The 18,421-nt window shown below is 46.0% G+C and carries 14 protein-coding genes; 13 read left to right on the forward strand and 1 reads right to left on the reverse strand.

What is annotated here, in order from left to right:
• The 6 genes from VM802_RS20870 to VM802_RS20895 all read left to right on the forward strand — a co-directional run.
• Nucleotides 1-1,548, forward strand: a 1,548-nt coding sequence (locus VM802_RS20870; RefSeq protein ID WP_325534164.1) for an OstA-like protein, incomplete at its 5' end; no start/stop codon positions are given.
• 117 nt (nucleotides 1,549-1,665) lie between these two features.
• Nucleotides 1,666-2,880, forward strand: coding sequence for a Na+/H+ antiporter NhaA (gene nhaA / locus VM802_RS20875; protein ID WP_325534166.1), 1,215 nt, complete (start codon nucleotides 1,666-1,668; stop codon nucleotides 2,878-2,880).
• A gap of 145 nt (nucleotides 2,881-3,025) precedes the next feature.
• On the forward strand, nucleotides 3,026-3,553 hold the full coding sequence (locus VM802_RS20880) for a hypothetical protein (protein WP_325534168.1): 528 nt from the start codon (nucleotides 3,026-3,028) through the stop codon (nucleotides 3,551-3,553).
• 101 nt (nucleotides 3,554-3,654) lie between these two features.
• Entirely contained in the window at nucleotides 3,655-5,175 is a 1,521-nt protein-coding gene (locus tag VM802_RS20885) for an NAD(P)H-hydrate dehydratase (RefSeq protein ID WP_325534170.1), read from the forward strand.
• Nucleotides 5,176-5,344: 169 nt separating this feature from the next.
• Nucleotides 5,345-7,564: a sodium-translocating pyrophosphatase gene (locus tag VM802_RS20890; protein ID WP_325534172.1), complete on the forward strand. Its 2,220-nt coding sequence runs from the start codon at nucleotides 5,345-5,347 to the stop codon at nucleotides 7,562-7,564.
• Between the two features lie 309 nt (nucleotides 7,565-7,873).
• Nucleotides 7,874-8,503: an NAD(P)-dependent oxidoreductase gene (locus VM802_RS20895; protein WP_325534174.1), complete on the forward strand. Its 630-nt coding sequence runs from the start codon at nucleotides 7,874-7,876 to the stop codon at nucleotides 8,501-8,503.
• Here the strand turns inward: VM802_RS20895 and VM802_RS20900 are convergent.
• Nucleotides 8,487-9,503, reverse strand: a complete 1,017-nt coding sequence (locus VM802_RS20900) for a helix-turn-helix transcriptional regulator (protein WP_325534177.1) — start codon at nucleotides 9,501-9,503, stop codon at nucleotides 8,487-8,489. The genes VM802_RS20895 and VM802_RS20900 overlap by 17 nt on opposite strands.
• 109 nt (nucleotides 9,504-9,612) lie before the next feature.
• Here VM802_RS20900 and VM802_RS20905 point away from each other — a divergent pair, with 109 nt between their 5' ends.
• The 7 genes from VM802_RS20905 to VM802_RS20935 all read left to right on the forward strand — a co-directional run bounded on the left by VM802_RS20905 (nucleotide 9,613) and on the right by VM802_RS20935 (nucleotide 18,357).
• Nucleotides 9,613-9,825 carry a hypothetical protein gene (locus VM802_RS20905; protein WP_325534179.1) on the forward strand — a complete coding sequence of 71 codons (213 nt, stop codon included), beginning with the start codon at nucleotides 9,613-9,615 and terminating at the stop codon, nucleotides 9,823-9,825.
• 243 nt (nucleotides 9,826-10,068) lie between these two features.
• Nucleotides 10,069-12,447 (forward strand): TonB-dependent receptor, encoded by a 2,379-nt coding sequence (locus tag VM802_RS20910; protein ID WP_325534181.1) that lies wholly within the window; start codon nucleotides 10,069-10,071, stop codon nucleotides 12,445-12,447.
• Nucleotides 12,448-12,467: 20 nt separating this feature from the next.
• Complete coding sequence (locus VM802_RS20915) at nucleotides 12,468-13,331, forward strand: DUF4249 domain-containing protein (protein ID WP_325534183.1); 864 nt, start codon at nucleotides 12,468-12,470, stop codon at nucleotides 13,329-13,331.
• A 173-nt stretch (nucleotides 13,332-13,504) separates the two neighbouring features.
• Entirely contained in the window at nucleotides 13,505-14,392 is an 888-nt protein-coding gene (locus VM802_RS20920) for a sterol desaturase family protein (RefSeq protein ID WP_325534185.1), read from the forward strand.
• Between the two features lie 87 nt (nucleotides 14,393-14,479).
• Nucleotides 14,480-14,863 carry a BlaI/MecI/CopY family transcriptional regulator gene (locus VM802_RS20925; protein ID WP_325534187.1) on the forward strand — a complete coding sequence of 128 codons (384 nt, stop codon included), beginning with the start codon at nucleotides 14,480-14,482 and terminating at the stop codon, nucleotides 14,861-14,863.
• A gap of 17 nt (nucleotides 14,864-14,880) precedes the next feature.
• Nucleotides 14,881-16,935: a M56 family metallopeptidase gene (locus tag VM802_RS20930; RefSeq protein WP_325534189.1), complete on the forward strand. Its 2,055-nt coding sequence runs from the start codon at nucleotides 14,881-14,883 to the stop codon at nucleotides 16,933-16,935.
• A gap of 300 nt (nucleotides 16,936-17,235) precedes the next feature.
• Nucleotides 17,236-18,357, forward strand: coding sequence for a C1 family peptidase (locus VM802_RS20935; RefSeq protein ID WP_325534191.1), 1,122 nt, complete (start codon nucleotides 17,236-17,238; stop codon nucleotides 18,355-18,357).
• The last annotated feature ends 64 nt before the right edge of the window (nucleotides 18,358-18,421 follow it).

Genomic DNA, 18,421 nt, shown 5'->3' on the forward strand with positions numbered 1-18,421 from the left:
AATACACGCCTGGCCATACTGAAAGAAAATGCCAGCCTTACTGATGGTAAAGTAACCATCTCCGGCCCTGAACTGCAATACGATATGAATGCCAAGATAGGCAGCTACATGCATGGCGGTAAGCTCGTAAACGGCAAGAGCGTGCTTACCAGTGAAGAAGGTTTCTATTATGCAGAAACAAAGGAAATGCACTTTCAGCGCAATGTAGTACTCGTTGATCCTGACTACACGCTCAGTACAGATGCATTACTGTATAATACCGAAACCAAGATAGCCAACATCATTGCGCCCACCACCATCAATGAAGGCAAGCGCATTATGTATGTTACCAGCGGTTATTACGATACCGGAAAAGGTTATGGCAACTTTGGTAACCGTCCTACCATAGAAGACAGCACCGGCACGCTGACTGCGGACAATATTGAAATGGACAAGATCACTGGCCTGGCTTATGCAAACGGCAATATGGTGTACAAAGACACTGTGCGTAAAATGTCATTGCTTGCCAACCACGGCACTGTGAACCAAAAGGAGAAAACCATTCTGGCTACACAGAAGCCGCTGCTGATAATGGAAAGAAATAAGGACACCTTCTATCTGGCCGCTGATACACTCTTTTCCGGTGTGATCAGGCCAGACGACAGTCTTTCTATCCCGTCAGTAACAGGATTGAAAAAAACGCCGGTCAAAGAGCCACTCAAAGCTATTAAAACCATACGGCCTACCTATAATATACCTACGACCATCTCGCCGGCCAATAAAGGCGACTCACTTGCACGCAAGCAAAAAGATAGTTTACCCGGTACCGTTATGATGTTCATGGCCGACAGCGCCCTGGCTAAAACGCGGAGCAAGCTGGATACAGCGCGCGTGCCAACGGTGAAAGTAGCCCAGCCTCCGCAGATCGCCCCGCGCGATTCCCTGCCCGGCATCAAACATCATGCTGACAGTATCGCACTGAACACGCCAAAAGACACGGCAGACCAACGTTATATTCTTGCCTACCGTCACGTGAGAATGTTCTCTGATTCATTGCAGGGTGTGGCGGATAGCGTATTCTATTCCACCAAAGATTCAATATTCCGTTTCTTCCGCGACCCGGTAATGTGGTCCAGCAATACCACGCAGCTCAGCGCTGATACCATGCTGATGTATACCAGGAACCAGGCGGCCGACAGAATACTCATGATCAAAAATGCACTGATCATCAATGAAGCCGGCCCAGGTATGTATAACCAGGTAAAAGGAAACTTTATCACCGGCTATGTGGTAGGCGAAACGCTTGAATGGATGCATGTGGAAGGTAATGCCGAAACCATCAATTATATCAAGGACGCGGGCGGCGCATTTATGAGTGTGAACAAGGCCATGTGCGCCATTATCAATATCTTCTTCAAAGACGGAGATGTCAATAAAGTAGTACTGGTGAAAGACCCTGAAGGAACGGTGTATCCTTTCACCCAACGCCCTGTGGATCAGCTTAAGCTGGAAAATTTCCACTGGGACATTAACCGTAAACCCAAGTCGAAATACGCGTTAATGCAATAAGAGATTTATTCACCTTTTAAGTATCTGGTCCTGCAGATATTTTGCTTTACTGAAGAATTATCTTTCTTCCGGAACAAAATAAATGCAGGACTGGTTATTTATTTTAAATTATCTGCCGTGATAAAAGAATCAATTCGTAACATCCGGGAATCACTGCTGTCACCTATCTACCGGTTTATGAAAGACAGCCGTGCTGTCGGGATCGTGCTGCTGGCGTGTACGGTGGCCTCGATGATACTGGCTAATTCAGCATATCAGACAGAATATGTCAACTTCTGGAATACCTTATTCGACCCCGTCGGCGGACATCACTATCAATACCGCTCCCTGTTGCTGCCTAACTCCTATCTGTTATGGATAAACGATGGCGCTATGGTGTTGTTCTTTTTTATGGTGGGTATGGAGATTAAAAGAGAACTGACCGTTGGGGAGCTTTCTTCTTTCAGCAGATCCATATTACCCGCCCTGGCCGCTATTGGCGGGATGATATTTCCGGCGCTTATCTTTACCGCCTTCAATGGCGGCACACCAAACGCAGGAGGATGGGGTATTCCAATGGCTACCGATATTGCATTTTCTTTAGGCATACTATCATTGCTGGGTAAACGAGTGCCGGTAAGTCTTAAGATCTTCCTGATGGCGCTGGCTATTATTGATGACCTGGGTGCGATCCTCACTATCGCTATTTTTTATACCCCGCACCTGGAGATAAAATACCTGCTGGTGGGCGGTGCAGTATTCCTGATTCCATTACTACTCAATATGCTGAAGGTAAAGCGGCTACTCTTCTATTATATTCCCGGCGTAGTGCTATGGTATTGTCTTTTCAACTCAGGCGTACATGCAACCATAGCGGGGGTACTGCTGGCGTTCTGCATTCCGATGGAAAAAATATCTGACATTATTCATGACCTGCACGATCCTGTAAACTTTATCATTATGCCTGTATTTGCACTTGCCAATACGGCCATACAGCTACCCGGCGATATATTGCATGCGCTCAATAATACTATTAGTTATGGTGTCATTGCAGGGTTGGTGCTGGGCAAACCACTGGGTATTTTCCTTTTCTGCTTTGCCGCAGTAAAACTGAAACTCGCGAAACTGCCCGCCCGCACAGGTTGGCCGCAATTGCTGGGTATGGGCTTGATTGCAGGAATCGGGTTTACGATGTCTATTTTTATTTCTTCTCTAGCATATAATGAAAGAGAAAATCAGATTATCGCAATTATCTCTGTTATAGCAGCGTCGCTGCTGGCGGGTATTGCAGGGTTTATTTTCTTACGGCTGCTGAAACCATTGCCTGCATCGGTTAAAAAAGTATCGCATTAGTTTGTTGGCATTGTTATTGCGCACGGCATTATCGTTGTAAAACCTATCGTTATTTTAAAATTAAAGTCGTCGTATACTTTAAAGGCCAACATCAACGTTTTAGGACGCATACTAATTAAGCATCATACAAATAAGCAAAACAGCTATGAAAAAAGCCGTGTTATTATTCAGTCTGCTTGCCATACTGGCGATCCAGGCAAACGCGCAGAAAAAGAAAAGCTATCGCAGTTATGGTACCGACAACTACAACACCGCTCTCGGTGCCCGCGTGAATCCGTGGGTAGTTGGCTTTACCATAAAACATTTTATTCAGGGACCACATGCTATTGAAGGATTAGTAACTACTAACCATTCTCACAAGACCAACGTTACGTTCACTGCACTGTACGAATACCATTGGAATATTGGTGTACAGGGACTTAACATGTATGCGGGCGGTGGTGCGCATGTAGGCATCTACGATCGCCGTGATTATGACTGGGACCGTTATATAGACAAAGGAAAAGGTTCTTATGTATCTCCTGGTCTTGACGGCATTATCGGTGTTGAATACACTTTCAAAAAGATACCTCTGAACATCAGTGCTGATCTGAAGCCTTATGTACAGTTTGTTGGGCCAACCAACTACCTGGGTGAAGAAATCGGCGGATTATCTGCCCGATTTGCCTTCTAAAACAGCGGAAACGCTAACCCTGTAAACGGATCATGAGGCAAGCATGATCCGTTTTTTTATGTTCCTCATTTTGAAGTATTTTTATTATTCAACTACGGGATATGAAAATCTTCACTGCTGCACAGATCCGGGAGGCAGACGCGTTTACTATCCAGCATGAACCTATCAGCAGCACTGACCTTATGGAAAGAGCAGCCTGCAGATGTGCAGCGTGGATAGGAGAACATTATACGCCTGATCATTCATTTTATATTTTCTGTGGAAAAGGAAACAATGGCGGAGACGGACTCGTGATTACCCGGAAGCTCCTGGAAGACGGATACATTGCCACTGCCTGCCTCCTGCAATACGGTAGTAAAGCCAGCGAAGATTATCTGCATAACCTGCGCCTGTTGCAGGAAAAATTTCCTGGTAATATGCTGGAAATAGCCGCGCTGGCAGATTTCCCTGAAATACACACCCCCGCTGTAATTGTAGACGCTATCTTCGGCACAGGTCTGAACAAACCTATTGACGGCTGGCTGGCCGGTATTATTCATAAGATCAACGAACAACGCAACAGACTTACTATATTGGCTGTAGACATGCCTTCCGGGCTGATGGCCGACAACAGCTCCCGCGGTATGCCTGTGATACAGGCTCATCATACGCTAAGCTTTGAGTTTTACAAACTGGCATTCATGCTTCCTGAGAATGCCGCCAATGTCGGGCAGGCACATATTCTGCATATTGGGCTGCACCATGACTATATAACGCAGACGCCTGCACGCTACCATATTACAGACAGGGAGATGATGCGCACCATCTATCAACCCCGCGATCCTTTTGGCCATAAAGGTACTTACGGACATGCCCTGCTGGTTGCAGGCAGCTACGGTAAATTAGGCGCAGCCGTATTGAGTGCGCAGGCTTGTCTGCGGGCAGGTGCAGGCCTGCTCTCTTGTTACGTGCCTACGTGTGGGTATGATATTATGCAGATGAGCGAACCATGCGCCATGTGCATTACTGATCAGCAGGCAGACCATAGCACCCATTTCCATGAACAGGCTGACGCCCGCTACAAAACAATCGGTATAGGTCCGGGGCTGGGCACCGCTTCTGCCACCGCCCGCTCTCTCGAAAAACTGCTTGATGCCTACAAACGCCCGATGGTGATTGATGCGGATGCACTGAACCTGATGTCCGTATATCCGTTCCTGTTATATAAAATACCGGCAGGTTCTATCCTTACGCCACATCCCAAAGAGTTTGAGCGACTGTTCGGTCCCACTGAAAACGATGTGCAACGGCTTGAATTACTTTCGAAGCAGGCCGTTGCGCTACAGATCTATATATTGCTAAAGGGAAGGTATTCAGCCATTGCCTGTCCTGACGGCGCCGTGTACTTTAACCCCACGGGTAATCCCGGCATGGCCACAGGCGGCAGCGGCGATGTACTTGCAGGCATCCTCACCGGCCTGCTGGCACAGGATTATTCACCCAAAGCGGCAGCCATACTGGGTGCGTGGCTGCACGGTTATGCCGGCGACCTTGCAGCCGCTCAACTATCGCAGGAAGCCATGACAGCAGCCGATATTATACATTTTTTAGGGAAAGCTTTCCAGGAAGGAATTTACCGCTGACTTATTTTTCCGGAAACCCCCTACTGTAGCGGGGGTCTATAATTATGTACCTTATTGCACCTACAATTAATGATTTATGTTTTATATTTATTTGAAACAGTTTCGGAAAACTCTTATTTTTTAATGATTAAATCACTTTTGTCAACCTTGCAAATTTAAATACGCTTCTATGAGTATCGTCTATCTCGTTCCATGTTTTGGATTATTGGCTTTGTTATTTACCGCCGTCCGTAGTGCCTGGGTTACCCGCCAGGATGCAGGCAGCGACAAGATGAAAAATATAGCACAACACATTGCTGAAGGGGCTATGGCATTTCTGAAAGCAGAGTACAAAGTACTGATCTACTTTGTAATCATTGCAGCCCTGTTGTTGGGTTATATGGGAGCGACCAACGAAAACTCTCACTGGTCAATAGCCCTGGCATTTGTTATAGGAGCAGTATTTTCAGCTACGGCTGGATTCATTGGGATGAAAATAGCCACTAAAGCTAATGTGCGCACGGCGCAGGCAGCACGCAGCAGCCTGGCGCAAGCCCTGAAGGTATCTTTCACCGGAGGCTCTGTGATGGGCATGGGTGTGGCAGGCCTGGCAGTATTGGGTCTTGGCTCATTGTTTATCATCCTGAAAGCATATTTCGGTGCGGAGAGCATTGAGACGGCTGAAATGACAAGAACTATTGAAGTACTCACCGGCTTCTCACTGGGCGCGGAGAGCATTGCGCTGTTCGCCCGCGTAGGTGGTGGTATCTATACCAAAGCAGCTGACGTAGGCGCCGACCTGGTGGGTAAAGTAGAAGCAGGCATTCCTGAAGACGATCCCCGCAACCCCGCGACTATTGCGGATAACGTGGGCGACAACGTAGGTGACGTAGCTGGTATGGGCGCCGACCTGTTCGGTTCCTATGTAGCCACTGTACTGGCCACTATGGTACTGGGCTCTGAAACCCACTCTGATGATGCATTTGGCGGCCTTGCTCCGATTCTGTTGCCGATGATGATCGCCGGTATGGGTATTATATTCTCTATCATAGGTACTTTCTTTGTAAAGATCAGCGACAATGCCGGACTCAATACCAACGTGGTGCAGAAGGCCCTGAATATGGGTAACTGGGGCTCCATTGTTCTCACTGCCATTGCATCCTGGTTCCTCGTTAACTGGATGCTCCCCACCAGTGACATGCATCTGCGTGGCCATGCCTTCACACGCGACCAGGTTTTTGGCGCTATCGTAGTAGGCCTTGTAGTAGGAACACTCATGAGTATCATTACTGAATATTATACGGCTATGGGTAAACGCCCGGTGCGTTCTATCATCCGCCAGTCGGCTACAGGTGCTGCTACCAATATCATCGGTGGCCTCTCCGTAGGGATGGAATCCACTGCCCTGCCTATTCTCGTGCTGGCAGCCGGTATCTATGGCTCTTACGAAATGGCAGGCTTATACGGTGTGGCTATTGCCGCCGCCGGTATGATGGCCACCACTGCTATGCAACTGGCGATAGATGCCTTTGGTCCTATTGCTGATAATGCCGGCGGTATCGCCGAAATGAGCGAACTGCCCAAAGACGTACGTGAAAAAACAGACATACTCGACGCCGTAGGTAACACCACTGCCGCTACCGGTAAGGGATTTGCCATTGCCTCTGCAGCCCTCACTGCGCTGGCTTTGTTTGCAGCATTTGTGGGTGTGGCAGGTATCAAGGGCATCGACATCTACAAAGCAGATGTACTGGCTGGTTTGTTTGTGGGTGGTATGATCCCATTCATATTCTCATCACTGGCCATTGCAGCTGTTGGCCGTGCCGCTATGTCGATGGTGGAGGAAGTACGCCGGCAGTTCAGGGAAATCCCAGGCATTATGGAAGGTACCGGTACTCCTGAATACGATAAATGCGTGGCTATCTCCACAAAGGCATCCATCCGTGAAATGCTGGCGCCTGGAGCCATCGCTCTTATATCACCGCTACTGATAGGCTTCCTCCGCGGCCCTGAAGTACTGGGAGGCTTTCTCGCTGGGGCAACCGTGAGCGGCGTACTGATGGGTATTTTCCAGAACAATGCCGGTGGCGCCTGGGACAACGCTAAAAAATCCTTCGAAAAAGGTGTTGAGATCAATGGCGAAACCTATTACAAAAAATCTGAGCCACATAAAGCATCTGTAACCGGCGATACCGTTGGTGATCCGTTCAAAGACACTTCAGGTCCGTCCATGAATATCCTGATCAAACTGATGTCTATCGTATCACTGGTTATCGCTCCTACCCTCGCTAAAAAATTCCATACCCGGGAAAACAACAACCAGCACACAGTTGCTGTAGCAAAGCAAACCACACGGCATAACAATACTTTCGATTTTTCTGTTGCTGCAGATAAATCGAAAGTGAAATAAAGACCAGCACTCTTGTATTGTGATACTGACAAGTGAAGATTGACGTAGAGATTAGTGCTAATATTTTTAAGGCGATCCGTTTCCAGCGGATCGCTTTTTTTATGTCATCAGGAAACTCAAAAAAAATAAATTCAGGATCGTCAAAAAAAAACCAGAGAATCAAAGTTTTCCTTTACCTTCGTACTGTAATTATTTTAGTTACAGATTAACCAATCTGTATTTTTTATCACCATAACTGTAATAAAAGTAATTACATATAAAGGAAACGCCTTATCAGGCTGTATTTAATTCACTATAAAAAACCATCAAATGAAAGTAGCAATTATCGGAGCATCCGGATTTATTGGTTCAGCTATCCTGAACGAAGCATTGAACAGGGGCCATGAAGTAACTGCCATTGTTCGTCATCCGGAAAAAATCACTATAAAAAACGAGCGCCTGACGATAAAACAAGGCAATGTAGCAAACGAAGCGGAGGTGGTCGCATCGGTAGCTGGTAACGAAGCTGTTATCAGCGCCTACAGCGCACATGATACTAATACTTATGTGCAGGCCATTACAGCAATAATTAATGGTATCAAGCAGGCCGGTATCAAAAGGTTGATAGCCGTAAGTGGTGCCGGCAGCCTGGAAGTTGCTCCTGGTCTTCAACTCCTGGACACGCCTGATTTTCCGGCACAATGGAAAGAAGGCGCAACCGCCACCCGCAATGCTTTCAATATAATCAAACAGGACACCGACCTGGAATGGACTGTAGTCAGTCCGGCAGCGATGATAGAACCCGGTGAGCGCACAGGTACTTTCCGGCTGGGCAAAGATCAACTACTTACTAACGATAAAGGTGAAAGCCGTATTTCCACAGCAGATTATGCAATTGCGTTGCTGGATGAGCTGGAAAGGCCCCGGCATATCAGGCAGCGTTTCACGGTTGCTTACTAAATCCTCTCAGGCTGGCAGGGTTAACGCCGAATTTTTTCCTGAAAGCGTTGCTGAAATGCTGAGGTGAAGAATAGCCGGTTTCATCTGCAATCTCCGCCAGTGGCTTACTGCTGTCTAGAATCAGTTCCTTCGCCAGGTTCAGGCGATGATCATTGAAGTAGGTGAAAACAGTGGTATCGAAGAGCGACTTGAAGCCTGATTTCAGTTTAAACTCATTCAGGCCAGTCATACGGGAAAGCTGTACCAGGCTGGGTGGTTGTTGCAGATTCTGCAACAGCAGTTCACGTGCATGGTGCAGTTTTTCAATATCGCTGGTATTGATTTTATAGTATATAGGACTGTCTTTCACCAGGCCGCTTTCAAATTGTTCGCATTGCAGGGCAAGCAATTCAATCGCTTTAGATTGCAGGAACAGCTTCTTCAGTCCGCCCTGAAACTGACAACGCCGTATGTCTGCAAGTACAGTCTCCATACGCGGCGTGATCAAAGGGTTGATCTTGTCGGAAAGGATGGCAGCTTTATTACCGGCGACATTATTAGCCAACTTGTCCAGCGTACGGCCGTTGTTATTGGCGAGGTCAAGGAAACGCTCATTGGTAAAGGTGAGTCCGTAAAAACGTATTCCGCTTTGTTTCTTTACCAAGGCTGTTTCAGTGGTCACCGGGGAATATAACAGGTTGTGTTCGTGAGAGTTAAAGTGGCAGCTGTGATAATTATTGGCATTGGTGGCTACATTCCCGTTTTCCATAAACAGCATTATGACACGCGGGTTGATTTCGTCCACACTGATACTTATATTCTCATATACCTCTGCTTCAAAGGAGGCGATATGAAATCCGTCAAAGCTGTATTCCTGTACACAGTAACTTCCAAAAGCAAATTCCTTCTGCATCCGCTCTTCCACTATTACCCTGGAGTCGATATGTTCCTCCACAGCAAAGGGGATTGCCGTATCCCTGAGAAGAACATTCTGTGCATCATTTCTGACTACTACAGTCATAAAATAATCCTTTTAGTATAAGTTATTATCCGTTTGGTGTAACTGTTATATTGACGACCTGTAGCAATTTTGTACAAATATATTCCGCAATTCTTAAATAATATAAACCATGATTGGAATATTCCGGACAAACATTAACACCGTTAAAGATAAAACAGCCGTAATCAATGCCATAGCCACCAGCTTTACCATAAATGACTGCAGTGTTGATATTGAAGATTGCGACAAAGTGCTAAGGGTAATCAGTCCGCAGGAGCTGACCGAAAATTCCATTATAGAATTTGTAACACGGTTGGGCTTCCGTTGTGACATTCTTGATTAAAACCACCACTCTAAACGAAAAAATGCAGGGAATATTGATCAAAAACTGAAAATCCCCGTCAGTCAATATTCCCTTTTTCTTTCCTCCTTCCCGTTCTTATTATATATTTACCTCCCGGAATGTTACTAATCCATAAATTATGTGCACCGGGTAGGGGTAACTGTTCCCTTTCACGTCATATATGCATGCTGCACAATTCAAGCATTAGATTCCTAATTCTATAAAATCTCGATTTACCTATTTATGAAAACAACGGTAATCATGTGGATGTCGCTGCTAGTGACAATACTGGCAGTGCGTTCCGCCATGGCACAACAACGCTTTACTGTAAGCGGGTATGTGAAAGACAAACAAAACGGCGAAAGTCTGGTCGGCATTTCGATCGGCAAACCCGGTACCAGCACCGGAACCGTTACAAACCAATATGGTTTCTACTCCCTCACTCTCCCTGCGGGTGCGCATGAACTACAGTTTTCTTTTATTGGGTATGCCCCTTATAAAGTTACAGTAGACCTTACCAGCAACAAGACCCTGGACGTCAGGATGGAAGGTAACAGCAGCCAGCTTAATGAAATTACCATCAACGGACAAAAACAGGAAAAGCCTATCAACACACTCAATACCAGTATTAACAAACTGGATATAGCGCAGATGAAAAAGATGCCCACTTTCATGGGAGAGGTGGATGTACTGCGTTCCATACAGACGCTGCCTGGTGTAACTACTGTAGGTGAAGGCTCTTCAGGCTTCAATGTCCGCGGTGGTAACAGCGATGAAAACCTGATTATTCTCGACGAAGCACCGGTGTATAACTCCACCCATATGCTCGGGTTTTTCTCTGTATTCAACCCTGATGCGGTGAAAGGCCTCGATCTGATAAAGGGTGGTTTTCCTTCAGAATATGGAGGGCGCATTTCTTCCGTGCTGGACATCCGCATGAAAGATGGTAACGACCAGGCCTTCAATGTAAACGGCGGTATCGGTAACATCTTCAGCCGTCTCTCTGTAGAAGGTCCGCTGGTAAAGGATAAATCCTCTTTCATTGTGGCTGCTAGAAGATCTTATATAGACATTCTCATGAAGCCCTTTATGAAAGGTGATATGAAAGATACTAAGCTGAATTTCTATGATGTTACCGCCAAAGCCCACTACAAGTTCAACAAAAACAACTCACTCTTTGTGAGCGGATACTTTGGACGCGATGTATTCGGTTTTGGTAAAGATGTGAATATGAACTGGGGCAACACCACGGCAACCATCCGCTGGAACCATGTATTCAGCAACCGTCTGTTCCTCAACCTCACCACCTACTACACTAAATATGACTATAGTCTGGATTTCAGCAATGAGTCCAAGAAAGAAGCGAATGAAGCTAAACAGGGCTATAAGTGGACATCCAACATTATCAACTACGGTCTGAAACCTTCCTTCTCTTATTACATTAACAGCACCAACAGCCTGTACTTTGGCGTGCAGGGAGTATACTATACCTTCAAACCAGGTAAAGGTGTGGGTACGGAAGCTGGTGTTGACCGTGTAAAAGAACTTACTGATAAGCATGCACTTGAATCGGCCGTATATATAGATCATGAATACAAACCCGGCAAGAAATTCGGCATCCGCTATGGTGGCCGTCTTTCTGCCTATCAATACCTTGGCAAAGGTACCGCCTATTACTTCAACGATACCACACCCGGTATACGTAAAACGCTGACCGGCTCAAAAGAATATGGCAATAATGAACTGATCAAAGGCTACTACTACTTTGAGCCAAGGATCAGCGCCCGTTATGCCTTCTCTGATCAGCACGCTGTGAAACTCGCCTACGCCAGAACTACACAGTTCATGCACCAGCTCTCCAACACAGCTTCCCCTACTCCATTAGACATCTGGACACCCAGCACCAACAATATCCAGCCGATGGTAGCGGATCAATATACAGCGGGATACTTCTATAATTCGCCTAACGATAAATATGAGTTCTCTGCAGAAGTATTTTATAAGAAGACAGATCATCAGCTCGATTATATTGACAATGCCGACCTCCAGCTGAATCAGTATATAGAAGCGGACCTGCTTCCATCTGAAGGACGCGCTTATGGGCTGGAACTGTATGCCAAGAAAGATGTGGGTAAAACCACAGGATGGATCAGCTATACGCTTTCCCGCACTGAAAGGAAAACACCGGGTATCAGCCTGAGCGAATGGCACCTGAACCGCTATGATCGTACGCATAACCTCAACCTGGTGGTAACACATACATTCACCAAACGGACTTCCCTGTCTGCTAACTGGGTGTATGCAACCGGCGCGCCAGCTACCTTTGCCGATAACAGACTCGAATTCCAGGGCTGGGATGTACCTTACAACAGTACCGAAAAACGCAACAACTACCGCCTTCCTGCATTCCACCGCCTTGATCTTTCTCTCACCCTCAAGGGTAAGCAAACCAAGCGCTGGAAAGGAGAATGGGTATTCTCACTGTACAACGTATATGGCCGCAGGAATGCCTATACAATTTATTTCAAACAGAATGATGATGATCCTACCAAACGTGAATCGGTTCGCCTGTCTATCATAGGTTCCATCATCCCTGGTATTACGTACAACTTCAAATTCTAACTGCCCAAACGACGCACACAATGAAGAGACTATCACTATATATAGCAGCAGTGGCCCTTACAGCATTAACGGCCTGCGAAGACAAAGTAGATCTTAATATAAAAGAAGGAAAATCTTACCCGGTAATGGATGCATGGATCACAACAGATCCCGGCCAACAGCATATTAAGTTCACGATGTCGGTTCCATATACAGACAACAACCCGGCGCCTATTATCAATGACGCAACCATCACGTTGTTTGACCTCACTGCCGGAAAGACGTATCCGTTTGCATTTAAAGACAAGATGTATACCTATGATGCAGGTACAGCGTCTATCGGCGTAGTGGGCCATGCATATAAATTACATGTGGAATATAAAGGGGAGATATTTGAAGCATATGACACTATCAGGAGAGTGGCAACAATTGACTCCATCACTTCTAAATTCAAGAAAAAAGAAGATGCCAGAAGTGGTAAGGAAGGCTACTATGCTACATTCCATGCAAGGGACCCACTCGGCGGGCCGGATTATAACTGGATACGCTCCTACCGTAATGATACCCTGACCAGACTAAAGGACATGCTTACCATTGATGGTTCTTTAGCCGAAGGCGTGTCAGACGGCCAGCAATTCATTCTTCCGGTAGAGGAAGGTATAACCCGTGAAGACAAACCTTTCCAGCAGAATGAAAAAGTAATTGTACGATTGTTTTCTGCCACATACCGCAGTTATGATTTCCTGTTGCAACTGAACAACCAATTGGAAAGCGGCGGTCTTTTCGCAAAAGTGCTGGAAAATGTAAAGAGTAATATGGACAACACTACCCCTAACGGGAAAATAAAAATGTTAGGATGGTTCGGCGCTTCAGCTGTAAGTAGGGCCGAATATACGTTCAAATAGCATGGAAATCCACGCCAGACGATTTTGAAAATACATAGGCCAGGATTAAATGTGGACGGCCGGTCAGGGATAAATTCCTGACCGGCCGCCGCTTTTTACATCAATGTGAAAAGTGGGATGCAGCGGTATTTCTTTACCTGAAAATCCGTAACTTCAAATGAAAGTTATATTGCATGCCTCCCGACCTGATTGTATATGCCATTCCCGGATTTGTGCTGCTGATACTGCTGGAAATTATCTTCACCACAATAGATCAGAAGCACCTGTATGAGCCTAAAGACGCCATCAGCAGCATTGCGATGGGGCTGGGTAATGTCTTTATTGGCCTGTTCACAAAAGCGGTCGTCCTGGGCATTTATTTCTTTATTTACCAGTTCCGCTTTTTCACGCTGGACTTTACCTGGTGGGCATGGCTGCTGTGTCTCTTTGCAGACGACTTCAGCTATTACTGGTTCCACCGCAGCAGTCATAGTGTTCGCTATTTCTGGGCCTCGCATGTGATACACCATTCCTCTCAGACCTATAATCTGGCCACTGCATTACGACAAACATGGACGGGTAACCTTACCGGCACATTCCTGTTCTGGCTGTGGATGCCCCTGGTCGGTTTTCATCCGCTGATGGTAATGAGTATGCAAGCCATCAGCCTTATTTATCAGTTCTGGATCCACACGGAAGTAATAAACAAACTCCCTGCACCATTAGAATATATATTCAATACACCATCACATCACCGGGTACATCACGGCTCCGATATTGATTACCTTGACCGCAACCACGGCGGGATACTAATTATCTGGGACCGGATGTTCGGAACCTTTTATCCGGAAGCCCAGCGTCCTGTTTATGGACTTACCAAAAATATTCATACCTACAACCCCCTGCGCATTGCAACACATGAGTGGCTGGACATATTGCGCGACCTCCGTAATGCCCGCTCAGTAAGAGATGCCTGGCATTACCTCTTCTCGCCTCCCGGCTGGAGCGCAGACGGCAGCCGCAAAACCACCAGACAACTGAGAAAAGAAATGGAAAAAACTGCCGCTCATCCCCTGAAATAATACAGACATCAACTTTTTTTTTGTCATTACGAAAACTGTCGTACATTCGTTTACGAAGAGATTCGTACAACAATAAATTATACAGTCGTGAAGAACATCAAGCCTACAGAAAGTGAATTGGAGATACTCAGCATCCTATGGGAAAGAGGCGCATGCACCGTACGGGACGTGCATGATGCATTATCTGCCACCAAGGAAGCCGGTTATACCACCACCCTGAAGCTCATGCAGATAATGCATGAAAAAGGCTTGCTGCAGCGTGATGCCAGCAGTAAAACGCACATATACACGGCGGCTGTATCGCAGGAAAAAACACAGGAACAGTTATTGAATAAAATGATAGATACCGTATTTGGCGGATCTGCTTCCAGGCTGGTGTTACAGGCATTGGGCAATCACCGCTCTTCTAACGAAGAGTTGGACAAGATCCGGGAATACCTGGCAGAAATGGAAAAAAACCAAAAGCGATAACGGGTAAACTACAGACCATGAATTTATTACCTATTACCGGCGATCTGGCTCGCGCCCTTGGTTGGGCCATTCTTCATGCAATATGGCAGGCATTTTTCGTATATGCGTGTCTGAGAGTAGTACTGAAGCTGTGGCCGCAAGCCAGCGCGAGGATCAAATACAATCTGTCCATGTTTTCCCTGGCGGGTATATTTACCTGGTTCCTGATCACCTTATATCAACAGTTGCAATCCGTACTGGAAGTACGGCAAATGACATTACAGGTTGTCATGGATCATGCTATTGCCGTTCAGCCCGCCGCCATATATCCCAGTGAAACACAAATGGTCAGGCTATTTCCAAACCTGGAGATGTGCTTCCCCATATTGGTCACACTTTACATCATTGGCATTGTTGTAATGACTATCAAACTGATATCAGACCTCCTCCAACTACAGCATATACGCACGCACCAGGTACAATCAATGGGCGAAGCCTGGGAAAAGCATCTGGAGCGCCTTGCAGCCCGTTTAAAAATACCGCGTAGGGTACAACTGCTGGTATCCGGCTATGTACAGGTGCCGGTAATGCTGGGTTTTCTCAAACCAGTGATATTGTTACCTGTTGCAATGGTGAACAATCTTTCCGAGGAGCAACTGGAAGCGATCCTGCTGCATGAACTGGCCCATATCAGACGTAACGATTACCTGCTGAATATCCTGCAATCTATTGTTGAAACAATACTCTTCTTTAATCCTTTTGTGTGGATGATTTCCCGTATCATCCGGCAGGAAAGGGAACACTGTTGCGACGACCTTGTTATTGCAAGTACCGTACAACCCCTGCATTATGCCCAGGCGCTGGTTGCGTTGGAAGAATACCGGTTAACCGCCAACCCGCTTACCATGGCCGCTGCAGATAATAGACAACATCTGTTTCACCGTATTAAACGCATCATGGAAATGAAAACAAAACATCTTAATTATAGTCAGAAATTCTTAGCTGTTCTCATCATCACTACCGGCCTCATTTCCATTGCATGGCTGAATCCTGTAAAAGGCAAAGAACAGAAAAAAGAAATTGTTGTGGAGAAAACCTCCCTGCATCATAAAGGCACTGCAGATTCCAGCCTGCCCGTAAAGGCGGCTCCCGTAGCCGTGCCTGCACCCGAACCACTCCCTGCTCCTTCCGCCGATGTAGCTCCCGCCGCTGATCCGGAAACAGCCCTCGCGCCGCTGTCGGCCCTGGCAGCAACGCCTGACACGCTTGATCCTTTGGATACTAAAACCGATGTACAGGTGAAGACAAATGTAAAGACCAATGTAAATACACGCGTGAAGAGAAATATTATACTGGATACAGACGAATCGCTCTCTCCTGCTGCACGTGAAGAAATACGCAAACAGGTAAAAGAAGCGCAGAAAAGTGTTGAGGTAGCAATGCGCCGTCTGAAGGAAGTAGACATGAAACGGATACAGGCAGAAGCCAAAGCCGCCACTGAAAAAATTGACTGGAAGGCCATTTCAGAAGCCACCCAAAAAGCGCAGGCGGAAGCTGCCGCCGCACTCAAAAACATCAACTGGGACAAAATCAACCTGGATGTTCAGAACGCCCTCGATAAAGTTGACTGGAAAGGAATGAATGAAAAAGTAACCAAAGAGCTGGCGGAAAGCAGGGTGGTCATGGAAAGGAATATGAAAATTGCCCACGAACAAATGCAGTTAGCTCATGACAGAGCCATGGCAGTAAATGATGAGGCAAGGCAGGCGGAAAGATCTGTTGATGCATCCAAACGTGTCGCAGAACGCGCTAAACGTGAAGCTGAACATGCACAGCTCTTTGCTGAAGACGCCAGAAGACGCTCAGAAACCATTACCAAGAAGTACCGTGACCTCATTTCCCAAATGAACAACGACAAACTGCTGGATGCCAGCAAAGATTATACTGTGGAGAAAAACAGTTCCGGTCTTTATATCAATGGCGTAAAACAACCAGAAAACGTCTTACAGAAATACCAAGGCTATCTTCAGAGCAATAAAATCACCATCAGGAAAAATGGCACTTCCGGGTTTAACGTTAATTCCGAAGACTAACAATGATTCTCTGATACTGATGAGCGAGAACAGGGACTCATTTAGTTGATATGAGGATAAATGAATTATTATTGTTTGGTTTTACCTGATATAAAAAAGAAGAGGTTAAGAACATGATCTTAACCTCTTCTTTTTACATTAGGCCCTGTATTAACATCTCTTAACCTCTCATAAATCAATAAATCCCGGTTAATATCCGCTCATCAGAATCATCATAAAAATCAATCGAATCTCGCCGCAGTGATGTTTTATTTCTGCTAGTTCCGTTATCTTTATTCTTGTCAAACTTTGAAATAAGATATGAAAGGACTATTTATCGCCTTCTCGCTTTTTGCTGCTGTTGCAGCCAATGCCCAGGAAAGGCTGCTGATTCCCGAAAAAAACAATGCTGCTACACCTGTTAAGAACCAGGGTGCTACAGGCTCTTGCTGGTCGTTTTCCACTACCTCATTGATTGAATCTGAAAGCATCCGCAAGGGAGTTACGAATGTAGATCTTTCGGAGATGTTCACTGTTCGCAATATTTACCTGGAGAAAGCAAAAAACTATGTGCGCCGCCAAGGAGATACCCGCTTCGACGAGGGAGGACTGGCTCATGACGTGATCCACTCTGTAGATCTGTATGGCATTGTCCCTGAAAGTGTATACAGCGGTCTGAAAGGAAACGCCAAAACCCATGATCACTCACAGATGGTACCCCTTATGAAAAAATACCTGGATAGCATCATTAAATCGCCTGCTCCAATACCAGACAACTGGATAGATCATATCACGGCTATTCTGGATGAGCATATGGGGAAACCACCAGCCAGTTTTGAATACAACGGAAAAACCTATACTCCACAAACCTTTGCTAAGGAAGTACTGAAATTCAATGCCAACGATTATGTCGGCCTTACTTCATTTACACATCATCCTTTCTATCAGTCATTTATTGTTGAGGTTCCGGATAACTTCTCCAATGGCGCCTATTACAATATTCCCCTGAATGACCTGATCAGTGCTACCGAGAGCGCTGTAAGAAAAGGCTGCACAGTAGCATGGGATGCAGATGTAAGCAACAGAGGATTTGCTTTCGGCAAAGGCTATGCGCTCTATCCTCCTGCAAATACCAGTATTTCCGAGGGTAGCATCAATCCTGATATGCAGGAAGGTGCCTATACACAGGAATCTCGCCAAAAGCTCTACGAAGAGCTGGTTACACAGGATGATCACCTGATGCATATTACCGGTATCGAAAAAAGCAAACAAGGCAAAACATTCTTTGTAGTAAAAAATTCGTGGGGATTAAAAGTTGGTCCTTTTGAAGGCTATGTAAATGTTTCTGAGGCCTATTTCGCCATCAATACCATTACATTAATGCTTCCTAAATCTGCTCTGGATAAGGAACTACTAAAGAAAATAAATGCTCAGACAAAATAAGTAATCATCAGAAGCTGCCGGCAAAAGGCATTGCAGCCATAAAATAAAAGAAGCGCAAAGAACA

It is taken from the genome of Chitinophaga sp., from assembly GCF_035538455.1.
GTDB lineage: Bacteria > Bacteroidota > Bacteroidia > Chitinophagales > Chitinophagaceae > Chitinophaga.

Excerpts from the sequence above, each read along its gene's own strand:
- VM802_RS20880 (WP_325534168.1), top strand. The coding sequence starts at position 3,026 with ATGAAAAAAGCCGTGTTATTATTCAGTCTGCTTGCCATACTGGCGATC.
- VM802_RS20885 (WP_325534170.1), top strand. The coding sequence starts at position 3,655 with ATGAAAATCTTCACTGCTGCACAGATCCGGGAGGCAGACGCGTTTACT.
- VM802_RS20890 (WP_325534172.1), top strand. The coding sequence starts at position 5,345 with ATGAGTATCGTCTATCTCGTTCCATGTTTTGGATTATTGGCTTTGTTA.
- VM802_RS20895 (WP_325534174.1), top strand. The coding sequence starts at position 7,874 with ATGAAAGTAGCAATTATCGGAGCATCCGGATTTATTGGTTCAGCTATC.
- VM802_RS20900 (WP_325534177.1), bottom strand. The coding sequence starts at position 9,503 with ATGACTGTAGTAGTCAGAAATGATGCACAGAATGTTCTTCTCAGGGAT.
- VM802_RS20905 (WP_325534179.1), top strand. The coding sequence starts at position 9,613 with ATGATTGGAATATTCCGGACAAACATTAACACCGTTAAAGATAAAACA.
- VM802_RS20910 (WP_325534181.1), top strand. The coding sequence starts at position 10,069 with ATGAAAACAACGGTAATCATGTGGATGTCGCTGCTAGTGACAATACTG.
- VM802_RS20915 (WP_325534183.1), top strand. The coding sequence starts at position 12,468 with ATGAAGAGACTATCACTATATATAGCAGCAGTGGCCCTTACAGCATTA.
- VM802_RS20920 (WP_325534185.1), top strand. The coding sequence starts at position 13,505 with ATGCCTCCCGACCTGATTGTATATGCCATTCCCGGATTTGTGCTGCTG.
- VM802_RS20930 (WP_325534189.1), top strand. The coding sequence starts at position 14,881 with ATGAATTTATTACCTATTACCGGCGATCTGGCTCGCGCCCTTGGTTGG.
- VM802_RS20935 (WP_325534191.1), top strand. The coding sequence starts at position 17,236 with ATGAAAGGACTATTTATCGCCTTCTCGCTTTTTGCTGCTGTTGCAGCC.